18 protein-coding genes and 1 pseudogene are annotated in these 18195 nt (G+C 71.1%); 4 read left to right on the forward strand and 15 right to left on the reverse strand.

Annotation, left to right across the window (positions count from 1 at the left end; all coding sequences use genetic code 11):
• Positions 1-2: 2 nt before the first annotated feature.
• The 8 genes and pseudogenes from ACIPSE_RS40935 to ACIPSE_RS40970 all read right to left on the reverse strand — a co-directional run bounded on the left by ACIPSE_RS40935 (position 3) and on the right by ACIPSE_RS40970 (position 7625).
• The gene (locus tag ACIPSE_RS40935; protein WP_401673639.1) at positions 3-401 is read right to left on the reverse strand and encodes an OB-fold nucleic acid binding domain-containing protein; all 399 of its coding nucleotides are present in this window, start codon (positions 399-401) and stop codon (positions 3-5) included.
• Between the two features lie 45 nt (positions 402-446).
• Entirely contained in the window at positions 447-1166 is a 720-nt protein-coding gene (locus ACIPSE_RS40940; protein ID WP_401673641.1) for a response regulator, read from the reverse strand.
• Complete coding sequence (locus ACIPSE_RS40945; RefSeq protein ID WP_401673643.1) at positions 1160-3700, reverse strand: ATP-binding protein; 2541 nt, start codon at positions 3698-3700, stop codon at positions 1160-1162. The genes ACIPSE_RS40940 and ACIPSE_RS40945 overlap by 7 nt, the downstream gene beginning before the upstream one ends.
• A 181-nt stretch (positions 3701-3881) precedes the next feature.
• Positions 3882-4241 (reverse strand): annotated as a pseudogene (locus ACIPSE_RS40950) (ATP-binding cassette domain-containing protein); the annotation flags it as partial.
• 127 nt (positions 4242-4368) lie between these two features.
• Positions 4369-5547, reverse strand: a complete 1179-nt coding sequence (locus ACIPSE_RS40955; protein ID WP_401673645.1) for an alginate lyase family protein — start codon at positions 5545-5547, stop codon at positions 4369-4371.
• Between the two features lie 185 nt (positions 5548-5732).
• Positions 5733-6491 carry a DUF3710 domain-containing protein gene (locus ACIPSE_RS40960; RefSeq protein ID WP_401673647.1) on the reverse strand — a complete coding sequence of 253 codons (759 nt, stop codon included), beginning with the start codon at positions 6489-6491 and terminating at the stop codon, positions 5733-5735.
• A gap of 1 nt (position 6492) precedes the next feature.
• On the reverse strand, positions 6493-7044 hold the full coding sequence (gene dut, locus ACIPSE_RS40965; protein ID WP_401673649.1) for a dUTP diphosphatase: 552 nt from the start codon (positions 7042-7044) through the stop codon (positions 6493-6495).
• Positions 7041-7625 carry a PaaI family thioesterase gene (locus ACIPSE_RS40970; protein ID WP_401673652.1) on the reverse strand — a complete coding sequence of 195 codons (585 nt, stop codon included), beginning with the start codon at positions 7623-7625 and terminating at the stop codon, positions 7041-7043. The genes dut and ACIPSE_RS40970 overlap by 4 nt, the downstream gene beginning before the upstream one ends.
• 58 nt (positions 7626-7683) lie before the next feature.
• On the opposite strand from ACIPSE_RS40970, the gene ACIPSE_RS40975 reads away from it, so the two are divergent.
• Positions 7684-8157, forward strand: coding sequence for a DUF3093 domain-containing protein (locus tag ACIPSE_RS40975; protein ID WP_401673655.1), 474 nt, complete (start codon positions 7684-7686; stop codon positions 8155-8157).
• 72 nt (positions 8158-8229) lie between these two features.
• On the opposite strand, the gene ACIPSE_RS40980 is transcribed toward ACIPSE_RS40975, so the two are convergent.
• The 4 genes from ACIPSE_RS40980 to ACIPSE_RS40995 all read right to left on the reverse strand — a co-directional run bounded on the left by ACIPSE_RS40980 (position 8230) and on the right by ACIPSE_RS40995 (position 11807).
• Entirely contained in the window at positions 8230-9195 is a 966-nt protein-coding gene (locus tag ACIPSE_RS40980) for a hypothetical protein (RefSeq protein ID WP_401673657.1), read from the reverse strand.
• Between the two features lie 13 nt (positions 9196-9208).
• Positions 9209-9505 carry a DUF4193 domain-containing protein gene (locus ACIPSE_RS40985; protein WP_401673659.1) on the reverse strand — a complete coding sequence of 99 codons (297 nt, stop codon included), beginning with the start codon at positions 9503-9505 and terminating at the stop codon, positions 9209-9211.
• Between the two features lie 404 nt (positions 9506-9909).
• Complete coding sequence (locus ACIPSE_RS40990; protein ID WP_401673661.1) at positions 9910-11145, reverse strand: sensor histidine kinase; 1236 nt, start codon at positions 11143-11145, stop codon at positions 9910-9912.
• An 8-nt stretch (positions 11146-11153) separates the two neighbouring features.
• Positions 11154-11807 carry a response regulator transcription factor gene (locus ACIPSE_RS40995; protein ID WP_401673664.1) on the reverse strand — a complete coding sequence of 218 codons (654 nt, stop codon included), beginning with the start codon at positions 11805-11807 and terminating at the stop codon, positions 11154-11156.
• Between the two features lie 414 nt (positions 11808-12221).
• Here ACIPSE_RS40995 and ACIPSE_RS41000 point away from each other — a divergent pair, with 414 nt between their 5' ends.
• Entirely contained in the window at positions 12222-12386 is a 165-nt protein-coding gene (locus tag ACIPSE_RS41000; protein ID WP_235454975.1) for a hypothetical protein, read from the forward strand.
• A gap of 103 nt (positions 12387-12489) precedes the next feature.
• On the opposite strand, the gene ACIPSE_RS41005 is transcribed toward ACIPSE_RS41000, so the two are convergent.
• Both ACIPSE_RS41005 and ACIPSE_RS41010 read right to left on the reverse strand, forming a co-directional pair.
• Positions 12490-13305: an inositol monophosphatase family protein gene (locus ACIPSE_RS41005; protein ID WP_401673666.1), complete on the reverse strand. Its 816-nt coding sequence runs from the start codon at positions 13303-13305 to the stop codon at positions 12490-12492.
• An 8-nt stretch (positions 13306-13313) separates the two neighbouring features.
• The gene (locus ACIPSE_RS41010) at positions 13314-14441 is read right to left on the reverse strand and encodes a ferrochelatase (RefSeq protein WP_401673668.1); all 1128 of its coding nucleotides are present in this window, start codon (positions 14439-14441) and stop codon (positions 13314-13316) included.
• 167 nt (positions 14442-14608) lie between these two features.
• Here ACIPSE_RS41010 and ACIPSE_RS41015 point away from each other — a divergent pair, with 167 nt between their 5' ends.
• Positions 14609-15847, forward strand: coding sequence for an MFS transporter (locus ACIPSE_RS41015; RefSeq protein ID WP_401673671.1), 1239 nt, complete (start codon positions 14609-14611; stop codon positions 15845-15847).
• On the forward strand, positions 15807-17126 hold the full coding sequence (locus ACIPSE_RS41020) for a D-arabinono-1,4-lactone oxidase (protein WP_401673673.1): 1320 nt from the start codon (positions 15807-15809) through the stop codon (positions 17124-17126). The genes ACIPSE_RS41015 and ACIPSE_RS41020 overlap by 41 nt, the downstream gene beginning before the upstream one ends.
• Here ACIPSE_RS41020 and ACIPSE_RS41025 read toward each other — a convergent pair.
• Entirely contained in the window at positions 17059-17835 is a 777-nt protein-coding gene (locus ACIPSE_RS41025) for a hypothetical protein (protein WP_401673676.1), read from the reverse strand. The genes ACIPSE_RS41020 and ACIPSE_RS41025 overlap by 68 nt on opposite strands.
• Between the last annotated feature and the right edge of the window lie 360 nt (positions 17836-18195).

Here is an 18195-nt window from a genome sequence, read left to right on the forward strand (position 1 = left end):
GGCTACTCCCTACCGAGGGGTCTCAGTTCGTACTTCGGGTTGAACAGCACCCGGCGGCCCCGGCTCATCGAGATCCGGCCCGATGCGATCAGCCTGCGCCCCGGTTCGATTCCCACGATGGAGCGTCTGCCGAGCCACACCACGTCGAGTGCGGCGGAGCCGTCGAACAGCTCGGCCTCCAGCGCCGGGACACCGGCTCTGGGGCGCAGCGTGACCGTGCGCAAGGTACCAGTAACGGTCACGATCTGTCGGTCGTGGCAGTCACCGATCCTGGTGCATCCGGCGGTCTCGGCGTCCTCCCGCAGCTCCTCCGACTCCAGGTCCTCCTGGGACGAGGAGAGCCGGTCGAGCATGCGCCGGAAGCGGCCCGCCGGCTTCTCGGAACGCGGAACAGCACTCATATGTGAAGCGTACCGGGGTGCGCTGACACCTTCGTACCCGCCGCCCTACCGCTCGAACCGGTATCCCATGCCGGGCTCGGTGATGAAGTGCCGCGGATGCGAGGGGTCCGTCTCCAGCTTCCGTCTGAGCTGGGCCATGTACACCCGCAGGTAGTTCGTCTCGGTGCCGTACGAGGGTCCCCAGACCTCCTGGAGGAGCTGGCGCTGGCTGACCAGACGGCCGGTGTTGCGCACCAGCACCTCCAGCAGGTGCCACTCGGTGGGGGTGAGCCGTACGTCCCGGCCGTCGCGGTGGACCTTCTTGGCGGCGAGGTCGACGGTGAACCCCTCGGTCTCGACGGTCGTGACGTCGTCGTCGCCGGGGCCGACCGGTTCGGCGCGGCGCACGGCGGCCCGCAGCCGGGCGAGGAGTTCGTCCATGCCGAAGGGCTTGGTGACGTAGTCGTCGGCGCCCGCGTCGAGCGCCTCGACCTTCTCGTCGGAGGAGTGCCGGGCGGACAGCACCAGGATCGGCACCCGGGTCCAGCCGCGCAGCCCCCGGATGACCTCGACGCCGTCCATGTCGGGCAGGCCCAGGTCCAGCACGACGACGTCCGGGTGGCGGGCGGCGGCGAGCTGGAGGGCGGTGGCACCGTCGTGGGCCGCGTCGACCTCGTACTTGCGGGCCTTGAGGTTGATCACGAGGGCACGCACGATCTGCGGCTCGTCGTCGACCACCAGCACCCTGGTGGGGGTCTGGGGGGTGCCCGCGGTCGGGCTCAGCATGGGGCCTGCCTTTCGGTGGTGCGTCGTTCCGCGGAGCCCGGCGGGGCCGCTCGCAGGGTGAGGACCATGGTGAGCCCTCCCCCGGGTGTGTCCTCGGCGTTCAGGGTGCCGCCCATCGACTCGACGAAGCCGCGTGCGACGGCGAGGCCGAGCCCGACGCCCGCCCCGCGCGGGGCGTCGCCGTAGCGCTGGAAGGGCTCGAAGATGCGTTCCTTGGCGTCGTCGGGGACGCCGGGCCCCCGGTCGGCCACCCGGACCTCCACGCGGTCGGCGAGGGCGCTGGCGGCCACCAGGACGCGCCGGCCGTCGGGGCTGTACTTGACGGCGTTCTCGACGAGGTTGGCCACGGCCCGCTCCAGCAGCCCGGCGTCGACGGCGACCATGGGCAGCGTCTCCGGGATGTCGAGGTCGGCGCTGTCCTCCGGGACGCCGCCGAGCGCCATCGGGACGACCTCGTCCAGGTCGATCTCCCGGATGAGCGGGGTGACGGTGCCGGTCTGGAGGCGGGACATGTCGAGGAGGTTGCCCACGAGGTGGTCGAGGCGGTCCGCGCCCTCCTCGATGCCCGCGAGCAGCTCGGCCCGGTCCTCCTCGGACCAGGCCACGTCGTCGGAGCGGAGGGAGGAGACGGACGCCTTGATCCCGGCGAGGGGGGTGCGCAGGTCGTGGCTGACGGCGGCCAGCAGGGCGGTGCGGATGCGGTTGCCCTCGGCGAGGGCGCGGGACCGGTCGGCCTCCTCCTGGAGGCGGCGCCGGTCCAGGACGACCGCGGCCTGGGCGGCGAAGGCGGCCAGCACGCGCCGGTCCTCGGCGGGCAGCACCCGGCCGGTCAGGGCGAGCGCCATGTGGTCGCCGACGGGGACGTCCACGTCGGCGTCCTCGGGCCGTTCCAGCGGGCGGTCCGCCCCGGCGCGGCCCGCGCAGGTCCAGGGCGCGACGTCGCTCTCCCGCTCCAGCAGGGCCGCCGTCTCCATCCCGAAGGTCTCGCGGACGCGTTCGAGGAGTTCCTCCAGGCCGGTCTCGCCGCGCAGCACGTTGCCGGCGAGGAAGGACAGGATCTCCGACTCGGCCCGCAGCCGGGCGGCCTGGTGGGTGCGGCGGGCGGCGAGGTCGACGACGGAGGCCACGGACACCCCGACCCCGACGAAGATCAGGATGGCGACGATGTTCTTCGGGTCGGCGATGGTCCAGTGGTGCAGGGGCGGTGTGTAGAAGTAGTTCAGCAGCAGCGAGCCGACCGCCGCCGAGGCCAGCGCGGGCAGCAGTCCGCCGAGCAGGGCGGCGGCGACGGTCGCGGCCAGGAACAGCAGCATGTCGTTGGCGAGGCCGAGGTCCACGATGTTCAGCAGCAGGGCCATGAGGACGGGGCCGACGACGCCGACGAGCCAGCCCCACACGATCCGGCCCCGCCCGAGCCGGGCCCCGCGCGCGACGGGCAGTCCGCGGCCCTTGGCGACCTCGTCGTGGGTGACGATGTGGACGTCGAGGTCGGATCCCGACTCCCGGGCGACGGTGGCTCCGACGCCGGGCCCGAAGACGTACTGCCAGGCCTTGCGACGGGAGGAGCCGAGGACGATCTGGGTGGCGTTGGCTCCGCGCGCGAAGTCCAGGAGGGCGGCGGGGATGTCATCGCCGACGACGTGGTGGAAGGTGCCGCCGAGGTCCTCGACGAGGGTGCGCTGGTCGGCGAGTTCCTTCGGGGAGGCGGAGGTCAGGCCGTCGCTGCGGGCGATGTACACGGCGAGCACCTCGCCGCCGGCGCCCTTCTCGGCGAGCCGTGACGCGCGGCGGATCAGGGTCCGCCCCTCGGGGCCGCCGGTGAGTCCGACGACGATCCGCTCGCGCGATCCCCAGATCCGGGAGACCCGGTGGTCGCTGCGGTACTGCTTCAGGTACTCGTCGACCCGGTCGGCGACCCAGAGCAGGGCCAGCTCGCGCAGGGCGGTGAGGTTCCCGGGCCGGAAGTAGTTGGACAGGGCCGCGTCGACCTTGTCGGGCTGGTAGACGTTGCCGTGGGCCATGCGGCGGCGCAGCGCCTGCGGCGACATGTCGACGAGTTCGATCTGGTCGGCGCGGCGGACGATCTCGTCGGGCACGGTCTCGCGCTGGCGCACCCCCGTGATGGACTCGACGACGTCGCCGAGGGACTCCAGGTGCTGGATGTTGACGGTCGACACGACGTCGATCCCGGCGGCGAGCAGTTCCTCGACGTCCTGCCAGCGCTTGGCGTTGCGGGAGCCGGGGACGTTGGTGTGGGCGAGTTCGTCGACGAGCGCGACGGCGGGGGCGCGGCGCAGCACGGCGTCCACGTCCATCTCCTCGAAGGTGCCGCCCCGGTACTCCAGCTCGCGGCGCGGCACCTGCTCCAGGCCGTGCAGCATCACCTCGGTGCGGGGCCTGCCGTGGTGCTCCACGAAGGCCACCGCGCAGTCGGTGCCGCGTTCGACGCGCCGGTGCGCCTCGGCGAGCATGGCGTACGTCTTGCCGACGCCCGGTGCCGCACCGAGGTAGATCCGAAGCTTGCCGCGTCCCATGGCCTCATTGTCTTCCAGGTCACCGCTGTGTACGCAGCGTCGACCCTACGTCCAGCAATCTCGACAATTGGGGCGGAGTCGGGGGCGGGGCACGTCTTTGACACAACCCTGACGGCCCGGCGCCCGACCCGGCACCCGGCGCCCTGCCTGATACCGGCTCGGCGCCGGCCCCGTGCGCGCCTCAAGGCTCGACGATCTCCGCGTCGCCGAGTTCCAGCACCCGGTCGGCCAGGTCCGGCAGGGTCGTGCCGTGGGTGGCGACGAGCGCGGATGGGGGTCCCCCCGGTCGAGCGAAGCCGAGAGCCGGGCTGTTGGCGAGGGTGCGGGCGATGGCCACGCGCTGCTGCCGACCGCCGGAGAGTTCCCCGGGCCCCTGTCCCGCGCGGTCGGCGAGCCCCACCAGGGACGGCAGCGGCTCGACGCGCTCCTCACGCGCGCGTGCCTCGACGCGGCGCAGCCGCAGGGGGACGCCGACGTTCTCGGCGGCGGTGAGGATCGGGATCAGCCCGAAGGACTGGAACACGAACCCGACCCGGTCCCGGCCAGGACTCGTGGACGTTCTCCACCCCCACCATGGCCGCGCCGACCACCTGGTTCATCCGCCGATCCCCCGTACGACCGCCGGCCGGGCGCCGGTCCCTCATCCGGCGCCCGGCCCTTCGACGGTGTCAGCTGAGGTTGTCCCCGTGGGTGAGGGTCTCCCAGGCGACGAAGAGGTTGTTGCTGCCCGCCGGGCGGTTGTTCTGGGTGAGGGTCTGGGTGTTGGTCATGGCGATGCCCAGCCGGTTGTGGAGGGCGTTGTAGCCGACCTCGGTGACCGGTCCGAGCCCCAGGTTCAGCGAGCCGCCGCACAGCCAGCTGGGTACGGCGGTGCCGAGCTGGTACTTGGACTGGAACCCGAGGGCCTGCCGGAGCCGTTCGCCGACGTCGGTGCCGTAGAGATCCTGGCCCTGGATGCGGCTGGTCTCGGCGACGTGCGAGATGGCGGAGATGCCGTAGCCGGTGTGCGTGAGGTCGCGGCAGGTCTCCTGGGTGAGGCCGGTGACGAAGGTGGACTGGCCCTGCCAGTAGGAGACGATCTTGGCGGTGGTGTTCAGGTTCTGGCTCGGCACGGTCTTCGGCACGTCGCCGTCGGAGGCGAGGTAGACGTAGGCGGCGGTGCGGGTGCGGAACCTGGCCATGGCCGAGTCCCAGACGCCCTTGTCCTCCAGGAAGACGGAGATGCCGATGGCGGCCTCCGTCATCGACAGCTCCCAGTTCCCGTTGGAGTTGGAGCCGTTGACGATCTCCGGCAGATAGACGTTGCGGAGCATGGTCCCGAAGCGCCCGGAGTTGGACCAGCCGCCGGTGTACGTGTACTTGATGATCTCGGCGGCCCTGGGCCAGGTGGAGCCCGCCCAGCCGGTCTGGAGCGGCGCGTTGCTGTTGGTGTGGTCCGTGATGACGGCGGACCAGGCGTCCATGAGCTGGATGGACTTCTGCGCGTACCGGGCGTCGCGCGTGATGTACCAGGCGAGGGCGTTGGTGTACGCGGCTATGGCGTCCTCGCGCTCGTCGGTGCAGCCGTAGTTGGGGTTGGAGTAGGAGCCGCACTCGACGACCGAGCGGGGCGCCGGGGTGCGGTTCTGGTCGGCGTACTTGCTCGCCATCATCTGGTCGAAGGCGCCCTTCCAGGGCTGGGCGCCGGCGTTGACCTTGGTCCGGGCGAAGTCCAACTGCGCCTGGGAGACGGTGACTCCGGGGTGCACGAAGGTGGTGGGGGCGGCCTCGGCGGAGGGCGGCGCGGCGACGACGACTCCGGCGACGAGCGCCGCGACGGCGACGAGGAGTCCGGTTGTTCTGCGCATACGTGGGGGGCCTTCCGTTCTCGTATGTGAACGTGAAGCGCCTTTATGAACAGACGCGTTGGCCCGAGAAGATAGGTACAGACCATTTCCGCGTCAAGGGTCCGGGCACGGAAAAGGGCCGCACCCGCGATGGGGTACGGCCCTCTTCGTGAACCTGGTGGACCCGGTGGAGCTCCGGCAGGTCTCTAGCGGACCTCGGTGATCTCCGGGCCGCGCTGGAGCTGGCCCATGCCGCCGGAGAAGCGGGAGCCCTCCTCCTGCTGCTGGACGCCCTCGGGGACCATCTGCGCGTCGTTCGGCAGCTTGAGGACGATCGGGTCGCGAGGCGCCATCGGGCCCTCGCCGCGGACCACGACCGTGTCCCGGAAGATCTGCTCCAGGAGCCCGGCGGCCTGCGGCTGCACCGCGCCCTGGCCCGAGATCACCCCGCGCAGGAACCAGCGGGGACCGTCCACACCGACGAACCGCACGACCTGGAAGCCGCCCGTGCCGTCCGGCAGCTGCACCGGCACCTGGGCGCGCAGCTCCCAGCCGAGGGAACCCTCGACCTCGTCGACGATGCCGCCCTGCTGGGTGATGCCGGAGCCGATCTCCTCGCGCACCTCGCCCCAGATGCCCTCGCGCTTGGGGGCGGCGAAGGCCTGGAGCTGGACCGCGCTGTCGCGCAGCACGACGGTCGCCGCGACGATCGCGTCACCCGCGACCTCGACCCGCAGCTCCATCCCGTCGACACCCGGGACGAACAGTCCTCCGAGGTCCACACGGCCCTCGGAGGGGTCGCTCACCTCGGTGCTGTCCCAGGGGCCCTCGGGACGCGGCGCGGGCTCCAGCCGTACGCGCTCGCGCTCTTCGTCGTCCGCCTCAGCGCCGACACTGTCGACGACCTGCTCGGCCTCGCCGGCCGCGCCCTCGGCGGCATCCTTCTTCTTGCGACGTCCGAACACGTCACTGTCCTTCCCGGTCGGATACGACCGAAGCGTATCGATTCCCACCCGCCCGGCCGCCGACGGCGGCCTGACCGCTTGTGCTGTTCGCCCCGGTCACCGCGGCATGGCCTCCGGTGGACCCGAAGCCCCCTTCGGCCCGCGCCGAGTCGGGCAGCTCCGCGACCTCCCGGAAGCTCACCCGCTCGACCTGCTGGACGACCAGTTGGGCGATCCGGTCGAAGCGCTCGAACCGTACGCTGTCGTGCGGGTCGAGATTCACCACGATCACCTTGATCTCCCCACGGTACCCGGCATCAACCGTCCCCGGGGCATTCACGAGAGCGACACCGCAGCGGGCGGCGAGACCGGATCGCGGGTGCACGAAGGCCGCGTACCCCTCCGGGAGCGCCACGGACACCCCCGTGGGCAGCACGGCCCGCTCCCCGGGCTTCAGTTCGCGGCCCTCGGTGGTGCGCAGATCGGCCCCCGCGTCACCGGGGTGCTCGTACGACGGAAGCGGTACGTCGGGGTCGACGCGCCGGATCAGCACGTCCAGGGGCTCACGGCTCACGGGTTCACCTCGAAGGCACGGGCACGCCGGATCCGGTCCGGGTCGCTCATGGCGGCCTGGATCTCCTCCGGACGGCCGTTGTCGATGAAGTGGTCGACCTTCACCTCGACGAAGAGCGCGTCCGCGCGGACCGCGACGGGCCCTTCGGGACCACCGATCCGCCCGGTGGCGGTCGAGTAGATCTTGCGTCCGGCGACGGCCGTGACCCGGGCCTCCAGGTGCAGCACCGTGTCCACGGGCACCGGCCGCACGAAGTCCGTCTCCAGCCGTCCGGTCACCGCGATCGTGCGCAGCAGCCAGTTCAGCGAGCCGAGCGTCTCGTCGAGGGCGGTCGCGAGGACGCCGCCGTGCGCGAGGCCGGGGGCTCCCTGGTGGGCGGGGCGCACGGTGAACTCGGCGGTCACCGAGACCCCCTCGCCCGCGCGCGCCTCCAGGTGCAGTCCGTGGGCCTGTTCGCCGCCGCAGCCGAAGCACTGGCCGTAGTGCGCGCCGAGCGGCTCGCCGGGCGCGGGCGCGTCGGGGTGACGTACCGGCGGTGCGGCGTCGGCGGGAGGCTCGAGAGCTGCGGAAGTACCACTCACAGGCGCAGACCTTACCCGCGAGTCCCCCCACTTCTAACACCGTGCCAAGCTTGGGTTCATGCAGCTCTCCGCGACCCCGTACGAAGAACGCCTCACCGCCCCCCGTTCCTGGTGGCTGATCTCGTTCCTGGTCGGGGTCTCCTTCGCCCTGATCCTGCTGCCGTTCGGCACCCTGCCGCTGCTCGGCGGGCTGGTCGGCGGCACCGCGGCGGCGGCCGTGGTCGCCAGCTCCTACGGCTCCCAGCGCATCCGGGTCGTGGGCGGCTCGCTGATCGCAGGGGAGGCGAAGATCCCGGTCACGGCCCTGGGCGAGGCGGAGATCCTGGACCCGGAGGAGGCGCGCGCCTGGCGCACGTACAAGGCCGACACCCGCGCCTTCCTGCTGCTGCGCGCCTACATCCCGAGGGCGCTGAAGGTGACGGTCACCGACCCCGAGGACCCGACGCCGTACCTGTACCTGTCGACGCGTGAGCCGGAGCGGCTGGCCGAGGCGCTGCGGGAGGCCCGTGAGGCGGCGCGGGAAGCCGCGTAGAACATTCGCGCGAGGGGTCGCCCGGGAGGGCTTCGGCGCCGCTCGGCGGCCCCCGGGAATCTCACCGAACTCTTACCGGTCGTGGTCGCCGCGGCCCAGTTCCCTCGCGATGTCGCCGATCTCCAGCGGATCGGCCGGGGCCTCCAGGGGCGGAAGCGCGTCGAGGGCGTCCCACGGCACCTGTGTCCTGCGGAGGTCCGCGCGGATGCGGGAGGCGAGCTTCCTGGTGTCACGGCGGTTCATGACCGCGCCCACGGCCGCGCCGATCATGAACGGCAGCAGATTGGGCAGGTCCCTGATCATGCGTTTCATGATCTGCTGGCGCAGCTGCTGTCTCATCTGGCCACCGAGGGCCGAGTTGAACGACGACGGTTTCCTCACGTCGATGCCGCGCTCCCCCGACCAGGAGTTCAGGTAGGCGGTGCTGCGTTCCTTGAGGTTGCCGGACGGACGTACGCCGTAGACCTCGTGGAGCTCGGCGATGAGCTTCAGCTCGATCGCGGCGACTCCGGTGATCTCCGCCGCGAGCTCCGTGGGCATCGCGGGCGGGACGGGCAGCATGGCCGCCGCGCCGACGCCGGCTCCCACGGTCGCGGAGGCCGCCGAGGCGCCCGCCACGAGCTTGTCGGCGAGCTCTTCGGGCCCCAGGCCCGGGAACTGCCTGCGCAGCGTCCCGAGGTCGCGTACGGGGATCCGCGGGGCGTTGTCGATGATGCGGTCGGCGAGGTACGCGAGGCCCGCGCGAGCGCGGCTGCCGCCCTTGCGGACGCCTTCGTTGACCTTGTCGCGGATGACCGCCGCCCGCCGCCTCGCGACGGGCGCGGGATTTCCTGCTGCGGTCGCCGGGAGGTCACCCCGGTCGGCCACCGGTTCGAGCGAGGCCGATCCCGTACCGGACGCTTCCGTGCCGGATGCGTCCGTACCGGATGAGCCTCGCCCGTCTTCACGTCCACGCGCGCCGTGAGGGCCGTCGGGCAGCCCTTGGTCCGCTCCCGGCAGGGGGGAGCGGCGCTTCCAGGGAGGGGTCGAGCCAGTCATGCCCGACCCGTCCTCAGTCGCAGTCGCGGCAGATCGGCTGACCGTTCTTCTCCCGGGCCAGCTGGCTGCGGTGGTGCACCAGGAAGCAGCTCATGCAGGTGAACTCGTCCGCCTGCTTGGGCATGACCCTGACGGCCAGCTCTTCGTTCGAAAGGTCGGCGCCGGGCAGTTCGAGGCCTTCGGCGGCCTCGAACTCGTCGACGTCCACGGCGGAGGTCGACTTGTCGTTCCTCCGGGCCTTCAGTTCTTCAAGGCTGTCCGAGTCGACGTCGTCGTCGGTCTTGCGTGGGGTGTCGTAATCCGTTGCCATGTCGCTCTCCCCCTCTGGGTGTCTGCGGTGTCTCCAGCGCACGTAACGCGTGAGAGGCCGGACTTGTGCCCGACCTGAGGCGGAGATTTTGCCTCACATCAAGGTCTGTTACTCAATCGACACCCAACCGGACTCCTCACGAGTGATCGGTTGGGATGGCGAGGAGGACCGTACACGGTCCGATTACCGCACTTCAAAGGCGTCTCACCGTGTACTTCCCGTGATCTGGACCCCCGAAAACCCGGATTTTCCCGACTTTCCGACGCCTTTCTTGATCACTGAGAGTAGATGGCCGGAAATTCGCCCATGTGATCGATCACACACGGTACCTCGGGAGAGGTGTCCCGAAAATTCCGCGCAAAGCGAACAAGCCAAGGAATGGTGATCGCCGAAATGCCCGGCGATCAGACCGGAAGTATCACCCGCATCACGAGTCCTCCCCCCTCGCGCGGCTGCGCGTAGATGTGCCCGCCGTGCGCCCGGGCGACCGAGCGGACGATCGACAGACCGAGCCCGACGCCCTTGTCGCTGCCGGTGCGATCGGCGCCCCGCAGCCGCTTGAACGGCTCGAAGAGGTTGTCCACCTCGTACGCCGGGACGACGGGGCCGGTGTTCGTGACGACCAGGACGGCCTGGCCGTGCTGGATCTCGGTGGTGACCTCGACCCAGCCGTCCTCCGGAACGTTGTACCGCACGGCGTTCTGGACGAGGTTCAGCGCGATGCGCTCCAGCAGCACGCCGTTGCCCTGCACGACAGCGGGTTGACGCTCGCCGCGGATCACGACCCCCTTGGCGTCCGCCTCCGCGTGCACCTGGTCGACGGCCTGCTCGGCGACCTCGGCGAGGTCTACCGGCTTGCGCTCGACGATCTGGTTGTCGCTGCGGGCGAGCAGCAGCAGGCCCTCCACGAGCTGCTCGCTGCGCTCGTTGGTGGCCAGCAGCGTCTTGCCGAGCTGCTGGAGCTCGACCGGCGCGTTCGGGTCGGAGAGGTGCACTTCGAGGAGCGTGCGGTTGATCGCGAGGGGTGTTCTCAGTTCGTGGGAGGCGTTGCCGACGAAGCGCTGCTGGGCCGTGAAGGCCCGCTGGAGGCGCTCCAGCATGTCGTCGAAGGTGTCCGCCAGTTCCTTCAGCTCGTCGTCCGGCCCGTCCAGCTCGATCCGCCGCGAGAGGTCCGACCCGGCCACCGCGCGGGCGGTACGGGTGATCCGGCCCAGCGGCGACAGGACCCGGCCGGCCATCGCGTACCCGAAGGCGAAGGCGATGATCGCGAGGCCGAGAAGGGCGAGGAGGGAACGGCTGAGGAGGTTGTCGAGGGCGTGCTGCCGCTGCTCGTTGACGCACTCGTTGAGCGCGTGGTTCAGCTCGGAGGCGGGCAGCTGGGTGGAGCCGATGTTGCAGCTCTCGCTGGAGACCGTGCCGGTGACGACCTTGAAGGGCAGGTCGCTGCCGACGTTCAGGGCGTTGGCGGCGAGCAGGTAGATGATTGACAGCAGCATGATGCCGGCGATCAGGAACATGCCGCCGTACAGCAGCGTCAGCCGTATGCGGATGGTCGGGCGCAGCCAGGGGAACGGCTCCGTCCGGCGGGGGTCCCAGGTGGGCTTCGGGGGCGCCTGGGGAGGCGCGGGAGCGGCGGCCACGACCGGCCTCAGATCCGGTAGCCGGAGCCGGGCACGGTGACGATGACGGGCGGCTCGCCCAGCTTGCGGCGCAGGGTCATGACCGTGACGCGGACGACGTTGGTGAACGGGTCCGTGTTCTCGTCCCAGGCCTTCTCCAGGAGCTGCTCGGCGGAGACGACGGCGCCCTCGGAGCGCATCAGCACCTCCAGGACGGCGAACTCCTTGGGCGCGAGCTGCACCTCCTTGCCGTCGCGGAAGATCTCGCGGCGGTTCGGGTCCAGCTTGATGCCGGCGCGCTCCAGGACGGGCGGCAGCGGCACGCTGGTGCGCCGGCCGAGGGCACGCACGCGTGCGGTGAGCTCGCTGAACGCGAAGGGCTTGGGCAGGTAGTCGTCGGCGCCGATCTCCAGGCCCTCGACACGGTCGCTGACGTCGCCGGACGCCGTGAGCATCAGCACGCGGGTGGGCATGCCGAGTTCGACGATCTTGCGGCAGACGTCGTCGCCGTGGACCAGCGGGAGGTCACGGTCGAGGACGACCACGTCGTAGTCGTTGACGCCGATGCGCTCCAGGGCCGCCGCACCGTCGTACACGACGTCGACGGCCATGGCCTCCCGGCGCAGTCCGGTGGCCACCGCATCGGCGAGCAGTTGCTCGTCCTCGACGACGAGTACGCGCACGTCGCTTGTCCTTCCTGTGTCCACCCGCGTAGCGCCGCAGGGGCGCGCGGGCAGGGGGTTCATGAGTGTGTTGACCTCCATCCTGCCCTTTTCGGCCATAAGTCGGCTGTAAGGCGGGTGAGCGCCGTCTGAATGCCGGGTGTGAGGCGCGGGAATGCCAGATTTTCTCGTCGGGTTGAGGTTTCCGTGGAAGAGAGCAGGGGGAGGACGGCTTTACACCCCGCGATCACGCTCTGCATGTGCCGCACCACCATGCGGTACACCGCAATCCGCTTTCCGCAGAGCGGGCGTGGGTGTCCGGCGCCGTTGCCGCCCAGCAGGGCAGCGCTGGACATCTGCTTCCAGCGTGATCGCCCCTTCCGAACGGCACACCCCCGTGCCATCGACCCACGACCCAGGACGAGGGGGCGCAGCATGGACGCTTTCACCGCAGGACTTCTGCAGCGCATAAGGGCAACCGAGTCCGACCTGACGCGAGCCCGTGACGAGGGCGACGACTTCCTCGTCGAGGTGGAACAGGCCGAACTCGACGACCTGCGCCGCCTCGCCGCCGAGCACGGCGTAGAGGTCAGCGCGTAATCCCTGATCGGTTGTCATGACGGAGGGCCCCGGCGAATCCAGCGCCGGGGCCCTCCGTCATGTCGGCTGCCCGCCCAGTCGTGCAGTCATGTCGGCTGCCCGCTCAGTCGTGCCAGGCGCCGAAGTCCTCCAGGAGGCCCTGGAGGGGCTCGAAGACGCCCGGGGTGGCCGCGATGGCCAGGGCGTGCGCGGGGCGTTCTCCGGGGCGTCCGCCGGTCAGGGCGCCCGCTTCCCGGGCGATCAGGTCGCCCGCGGCGAGGTCCCACGGGTGCAGGCCGCGCTCGTAGTAGCCGTCGAGGCGGCCGGCCGCCAGGTCGCACAGGTCCACGGCCGCCGAACCGCCGCGGCGGATGTCCCGCAGCAGGGGGATCAGCCGGTGGGCCACCTCCGCCTGGTGCGAACGGGTCGCCAGGACGTAGTTGAAGCCCGTGGAGACCAACGCCTCGGACAGCGGCGGCGCCGGGCGGCAGGCCAGTTCCCGCTCTCCCTCCCAGGCGCCGGTGGCGCGGGCGCCCCCGCCGCGGACCGCGTGGAACGTCTCGCCGCGCATCGGGATCGCGACGACGCCCACGACCGTCTCGCCGTCCTGTTCGGCGGCGATGGACACGGACCAAGTGGGCAGCCCGTAGAGGTAGTTGACCGTGCCGTCCAGAGGGTCGATCACCCAGCGGACACCGGTGGTGCCCTCGGTGGAGGCGCCCTCCTCGCCGAGGAAGCCGTCGTCGGGACGCTCGCCGGCGATGAGGTCGGTGATCAGCTTCTCGGCGGCGATGTCCATCTCGGTGACCACGTCGATCGGGCTCGACTTCGTCCTGGCCACCGCGAGGTCGGCCGGACGGCCGTCGCGGAGCAGCTCGCCGGCGCGGCGGGCGGCCTCCAGGGCCAGTGCGAGCAGGTCGGTGTGCAGCGGGTCGATCACGTGGCTCCTCACGCGTAGGGGCTGTCGGCACCCGCGGCGGCGGGGCGGGGTGCGCGGGCCGGGCAGCAGCCCGCCGGGCAGAGGTGGTGGCTCGCTCCCAGCGCGCCGAGGGCGCAGGGGGTGACGGACTCGCCGCGCTCGACGGCCGCGCGCTCCAGGACCAGGTCGCGGACGGCGGCGGCGAACCGCGGGTCGGCGCCGACCGTGGCCGAGCGGCGCATGGGCAGGCCCAGCTCCTCGGCCTTGGCCCTGGCCTCCGTGTCGAGGTCGTAGAGGACCTCCATGTGGTCGGAGACGAAGCCGATGGGGGCGATCACGACCGCCGGGACCCCGGCCTCGTGGCGCTCCTCCAGGTGGTCGCAGATGTCGGGCTCCAGCCAGGGGATGTGCGGGGCGCCGGAGCGGGACTGGTAGACCAGCCGCCAGGGGTGGTCGACGCCGGTGCGCTCGCGGACCGCGTCGGCGATCAGGCGGGCCACCTCCAGGTGCTGGCGGACGTACGCGCCGCCCTCGCCGTGGCCCTCCACCGGGCCCGAGGTGTCCGCCGAGGCGTCGGGGATCGAGTGGGTCGAGAAGGCGATGTGCGCGCCGTCCCGGACGTCGTCGGGGAGGTCGGCGAGGGCGTTCAGGACGCCCTCGGTCATCGGCTCGACGAAGCCCTCGTGGTTGAAGTAGTGCCGCAGCTTGTCGATCCTCGGCGGCTCCAGGCCCTCGGCCTCCAGGGCGGCCAGCGAGTCGGCGAGGTTCTCGCGGTACTGGCGGCAGCCCGAGTACGAGGCGTACGCGCTCGTCGCGAGGACCAGGATGCGGCGGCGGCCGTCGGCGGTCATCTCGCGCAGGGTGTCCGTCAGGTACGGCGCCCAGTTGCGGTTGCCCCAGTAGACCGGCAGGTCCAGGCCGTGGCCGGCGAAGTCCTTGCGCAGCGCGTCGAGCAGCGCGCGGTTCTGCTCGTTGATGGGGCTGACGCCGCCGAAGCCGAAGTAGTGCTGCCCGACCTCCTTCAGGCGTTCCCTGGGGATGCCGCGCCCGCGCGTCACGTTCTCCAGGAACGGAACCACGTCGTCCGGGCCCTCTGGGCCGCCGAAGGAGAGCAGGAGAAGGGCGTCGTAGGGAGTGGAAGCGCGCACGTCTGGCATGGCTCCGATCCTGCCACCCTGCACTGACACCCGGGAAACGGCGGGGTGGCCACCCGGGGGCCCGGCTGCTCCGGGCGGGTGCGTTAGGGTCGCCTTACTCGTAAGCTGTATCAGCCACGTTCACGCCTTACGCGCCCCGTACCGCACCGTCCCGACCGGAGCTCTTCGTGCCCAGCCCCTACCGCGCTCTGTTCGCCGCTCCCGGCACCAAGAGCTTCTCCGCCGCGGGGTTCCTCGGCCGGATGCCGCTGTCCATGATGGGCATCGGCGTGGTCACGATGATTTCCCAGATCACGGGCCGGTACGGCCTCGCCGGGAGCCTGTCAGCCACCCTGGCGCTCGCCGCCGCCGCGATCGGTCCGCAGATCTCGCGCCTGGTCGACCGGCACGGGCAGCGGCGGGTGCTGCGCCCGGCGACGCTGGTGGCCCTGGTGGCGGCGGCCGGGCTGCTGCTCGCCGCGCACTACGGCTGGCCCGACTGGGTGCTGTTCGTGTGCGCGGTCGGCATCGGCGCGGTGCCGAGCCTCGGGGCGATGATCCGCGCGCGGTGGGCCGCCCTGTACCGCGACACCCCTCGGCTGCACACCGCGTACTCCTTCGAGTCGGTGGTCGACGAGGTCTGCTTCATCTTCGGGCCGATCCTGTCCATCGGGCTGTCCACGGCCTGGTTCCCGGAGGCCGGGCCGCTGCTCGCCGCCTGCTTCCTGGCGGCCGGTGTCTTCTGGCTGACCGCGCAGCGGGCCACCGAACCGGCCCCGCACCCGCGCGCGCAGCGCGGCGGCGGGTCGGCGCTGCGCGCGCCCGGACTCCAGGTCCTGGTCAGTACGTTCGTGGCGACCGGCGCGATCTTCGGTGCGGTCGACGTGGTCACCGTGGCCTTCGCCGACGAGCAGGGGCACAAGGGTGCCGCGAGCGTCGTCCTGGCCGTGTACGCGGCCGGGTCGTGCGCCGCGGGGCTCGTCTTCGGGCTGCTGCACTTCAAGGGAGCGCCCGAACCTCGCTGGCTGCTGGGCATATGCGCGATGGCCGTGAGTATGATCCCCCTCCTACTGGTCGGAAACTTGCCGTTCCTGGCCGTGGCGCTGTTCGTTGCGGGTCTGTCCATCGCGCCGACGATGATCACGACGATGTCCCTCATCGAGCAGCACGTACCTCGTGCGCAACTGACCGAGGGCATGACCTGGATCAGCACCGGGCTCGCCGTCGGCGTCGCGCTCGGTTCGTCCGTCGCCGGGTGGGTCATCGACGCGGCCGGGGCGCGGGCGGGGTACGGGGTTCCGGCGGTGTCCGGGGCCGTCGCGGTCGCGGTCGGTTTCCTGGGGTACCGCCGGCTCAAGCGGCCGGTTCCGCGTCGGGAGGGCACCGTTGAGCAGCACAGCGAGCGGCAAGAACGGCACGTGGCGTAACTGGGGCGGCACCGTCGCGGCACGCCCCGCGCGAGAGGTCACACCTGCCTCCGTGGAGGAGCTCGCGGACGCCGTGCGCCGGGCCGCCGAGGACGGTTTGAAAGTCAAACCCGTCGGTACGGGCCACTCCTTCACGTCCATCGCGGCCACCGATGGTGTGTTGATCCGCCCTCAACTGTTGAGCGGCATCCGCACCATCGACCGCGACGCCATGACCGTCACGGTCGGGGCGGGCACCCAGCTCAAGAGGCTCAACCTGGCGCTCGCGCGTGAAGGGCTCTCGCTCAGGAACATGGGCGACATCATGGAGCAGACCGTCTCGGGCGCCACGAGCACCGGCACCCACGGCACCGGCCGCGAGTCCGGCTCGATCGCCGCCCAGATCCGGGGCCTCGAACTGGTCACCGCCGACGGCTCGGTGCTCACCTGCTCCGAGAAGGAGAACCCCGACGTCTTCGCCGCGGCCCGCATAGGTCTCGGCGCGCTGGGCGTCGTCACCGCGATCACCTTCGCCGTGGAGCCGCTCTTCCTGCTCACCGCGCGCGAGGAGCCGATGCCCTTCGACCGGGTGCTCGCGGAGTTCGACGAACTGTGGGCCGAGAACGAGCACTTCGAGTTCTACTGGTTCCCGCACACCGGCAACACCAACACCAAGCGCAACAACCGCAGCGCCGGCCCCGAGAAGCCGGTGCCCCGGCTCCAGAGCCTGTTCGAGGACGAGTTCCTCTCCAACGGCGTCTTCCAGGTCGCCCAGTGGGTCGGCCGCGCGGCCCCCGCGACCATCCCCGCCATCGCCCAGGTGTCCAGCAAGGCCCTGTCCGCGCGGACGTACACCGACATCCCCTACAAGGTCTTCACCTCGCCCCGCCGGGTGCGCTTCGTGGAGATGGAGTACGCCGTTCCGCGGGCTGCCGTGGCGGACGTGCTGCGCGAGCTGCGGACGGCGGTCGACCGCTCCGGGATGCGGATCAGCTTCCCGGTCGAGGTGCGCACCGCGCCCTCCGACGACATCGCGCTGTCCACCGCGTCCGGCCGGGACAGCGCGTACATCGCCGTCCACATGGTCAAGGGCACGCCGTACCAGGCGTACTTCACCACCGCCGAGCGCATCTTCACCGCGCACGAGGGCCGGCCGCACTGGGGCAAGGTGCACACGCGCGACGCCGAGTACTTCGCCGGGGTCTACCCCCGCTTCGGTGAGTTCACCGCGCTCAGGGACCGGCTCGATCCTGACCGGCTGTTCCAGAACGACTACTTGCGGCGGGTGCTGGGGAAGTAGCGGACGCGTCGGGGACGGCGGTCTCCGACGGGGTCGCGCCGGCCGTCGTACCGCTGTCGCCGCCCGTCCCCTGCTCCTCCGTCGCGGTGGAGGCGCTCGTGGACGGTGAGGGTGCGGCGGCGGACGCGGAGGGGGTCGGTTCGCCGCCTGGATCGGCCGATTCCGTCGCCCCGCCCGTCCCGGTCGTCGTGTCGGCCCCGTCCGTGCCGTCCGTCCCGGCCGTCTCCGTGGTCCCGGTCGTTCCGGTCTTCGAGGACGAACCGCCCCCGGAGAGCGCGTCGCTGACCGATGTGCCCCGGTTCCCGTCGAGGGTCCGGCCTGACGCCAGTTCGTACGCGGTGACGCCGGTCATGGTGATCCCGAAGACGAGCGCGGCGGCGACCAAGGGGCGCTTCCAGCTCTTCACCCGCGCGCGGTAGACCGTCCCTTCGGTGAACTCCCCCGGCGCGACGGCCTCCTGAGCCGGCCGGCCCGCGGTGACCGTCACGGTCGCGTCGCGGAACTGTTCGCCGGTGCGCCGGAAGAAGTGCTGGAACAGCGAGCCGCCGCAGGTCGCGACGACGCTGACGACCCCGGCACCGAGGATCGTGCCGTAGACCCCGAACTCGGAGGCCAGTTTGGCCGCCGCCACGGCCGCCACCGCACTGCCCGCGACTTGAGGGACGCTCAGATCGATCCGCTTCTGCCTGCCCTCGTCCCGCTCACTCATCCCGGGGTCCTGCCTGCCTCTCCCGCACTTGACCGACCATCTGCACGAGAAAGGGACGTTTGGCCGAAATCCAATAGTTCCGTTTTCGGTGATTCCGTGAAGTACGCCACGTCGAAGATCCACGAATCCGCGCGACGGGCGGCCAAGTCCCGCTTCTTGAACGAAGTTGGGTGGCGCGCCAATCCACGCACGTGGTCCAAATGGAGTACTGTTGCGAGCCCTGGGTCAGGTCTCCCGCCTGGGCGTCCGCGACCTTCAAGGACCGCCGAGAAGGGGCTAGTTGCACAGGGTGACGGAGTTGGTCACTTAGCGTTGCGAATAGGTAACCGTGCCATAACGGCGATCCAGGGCCCGTGCCCG

The organism is Streptomyces sp. NPDC090106 (assembly GCF_044747265.1).
GTDB lineage: Bacteria > Actinomycetota > Actinomycetes > Streptomycetales > Streptomycetaceae > Streptomyces.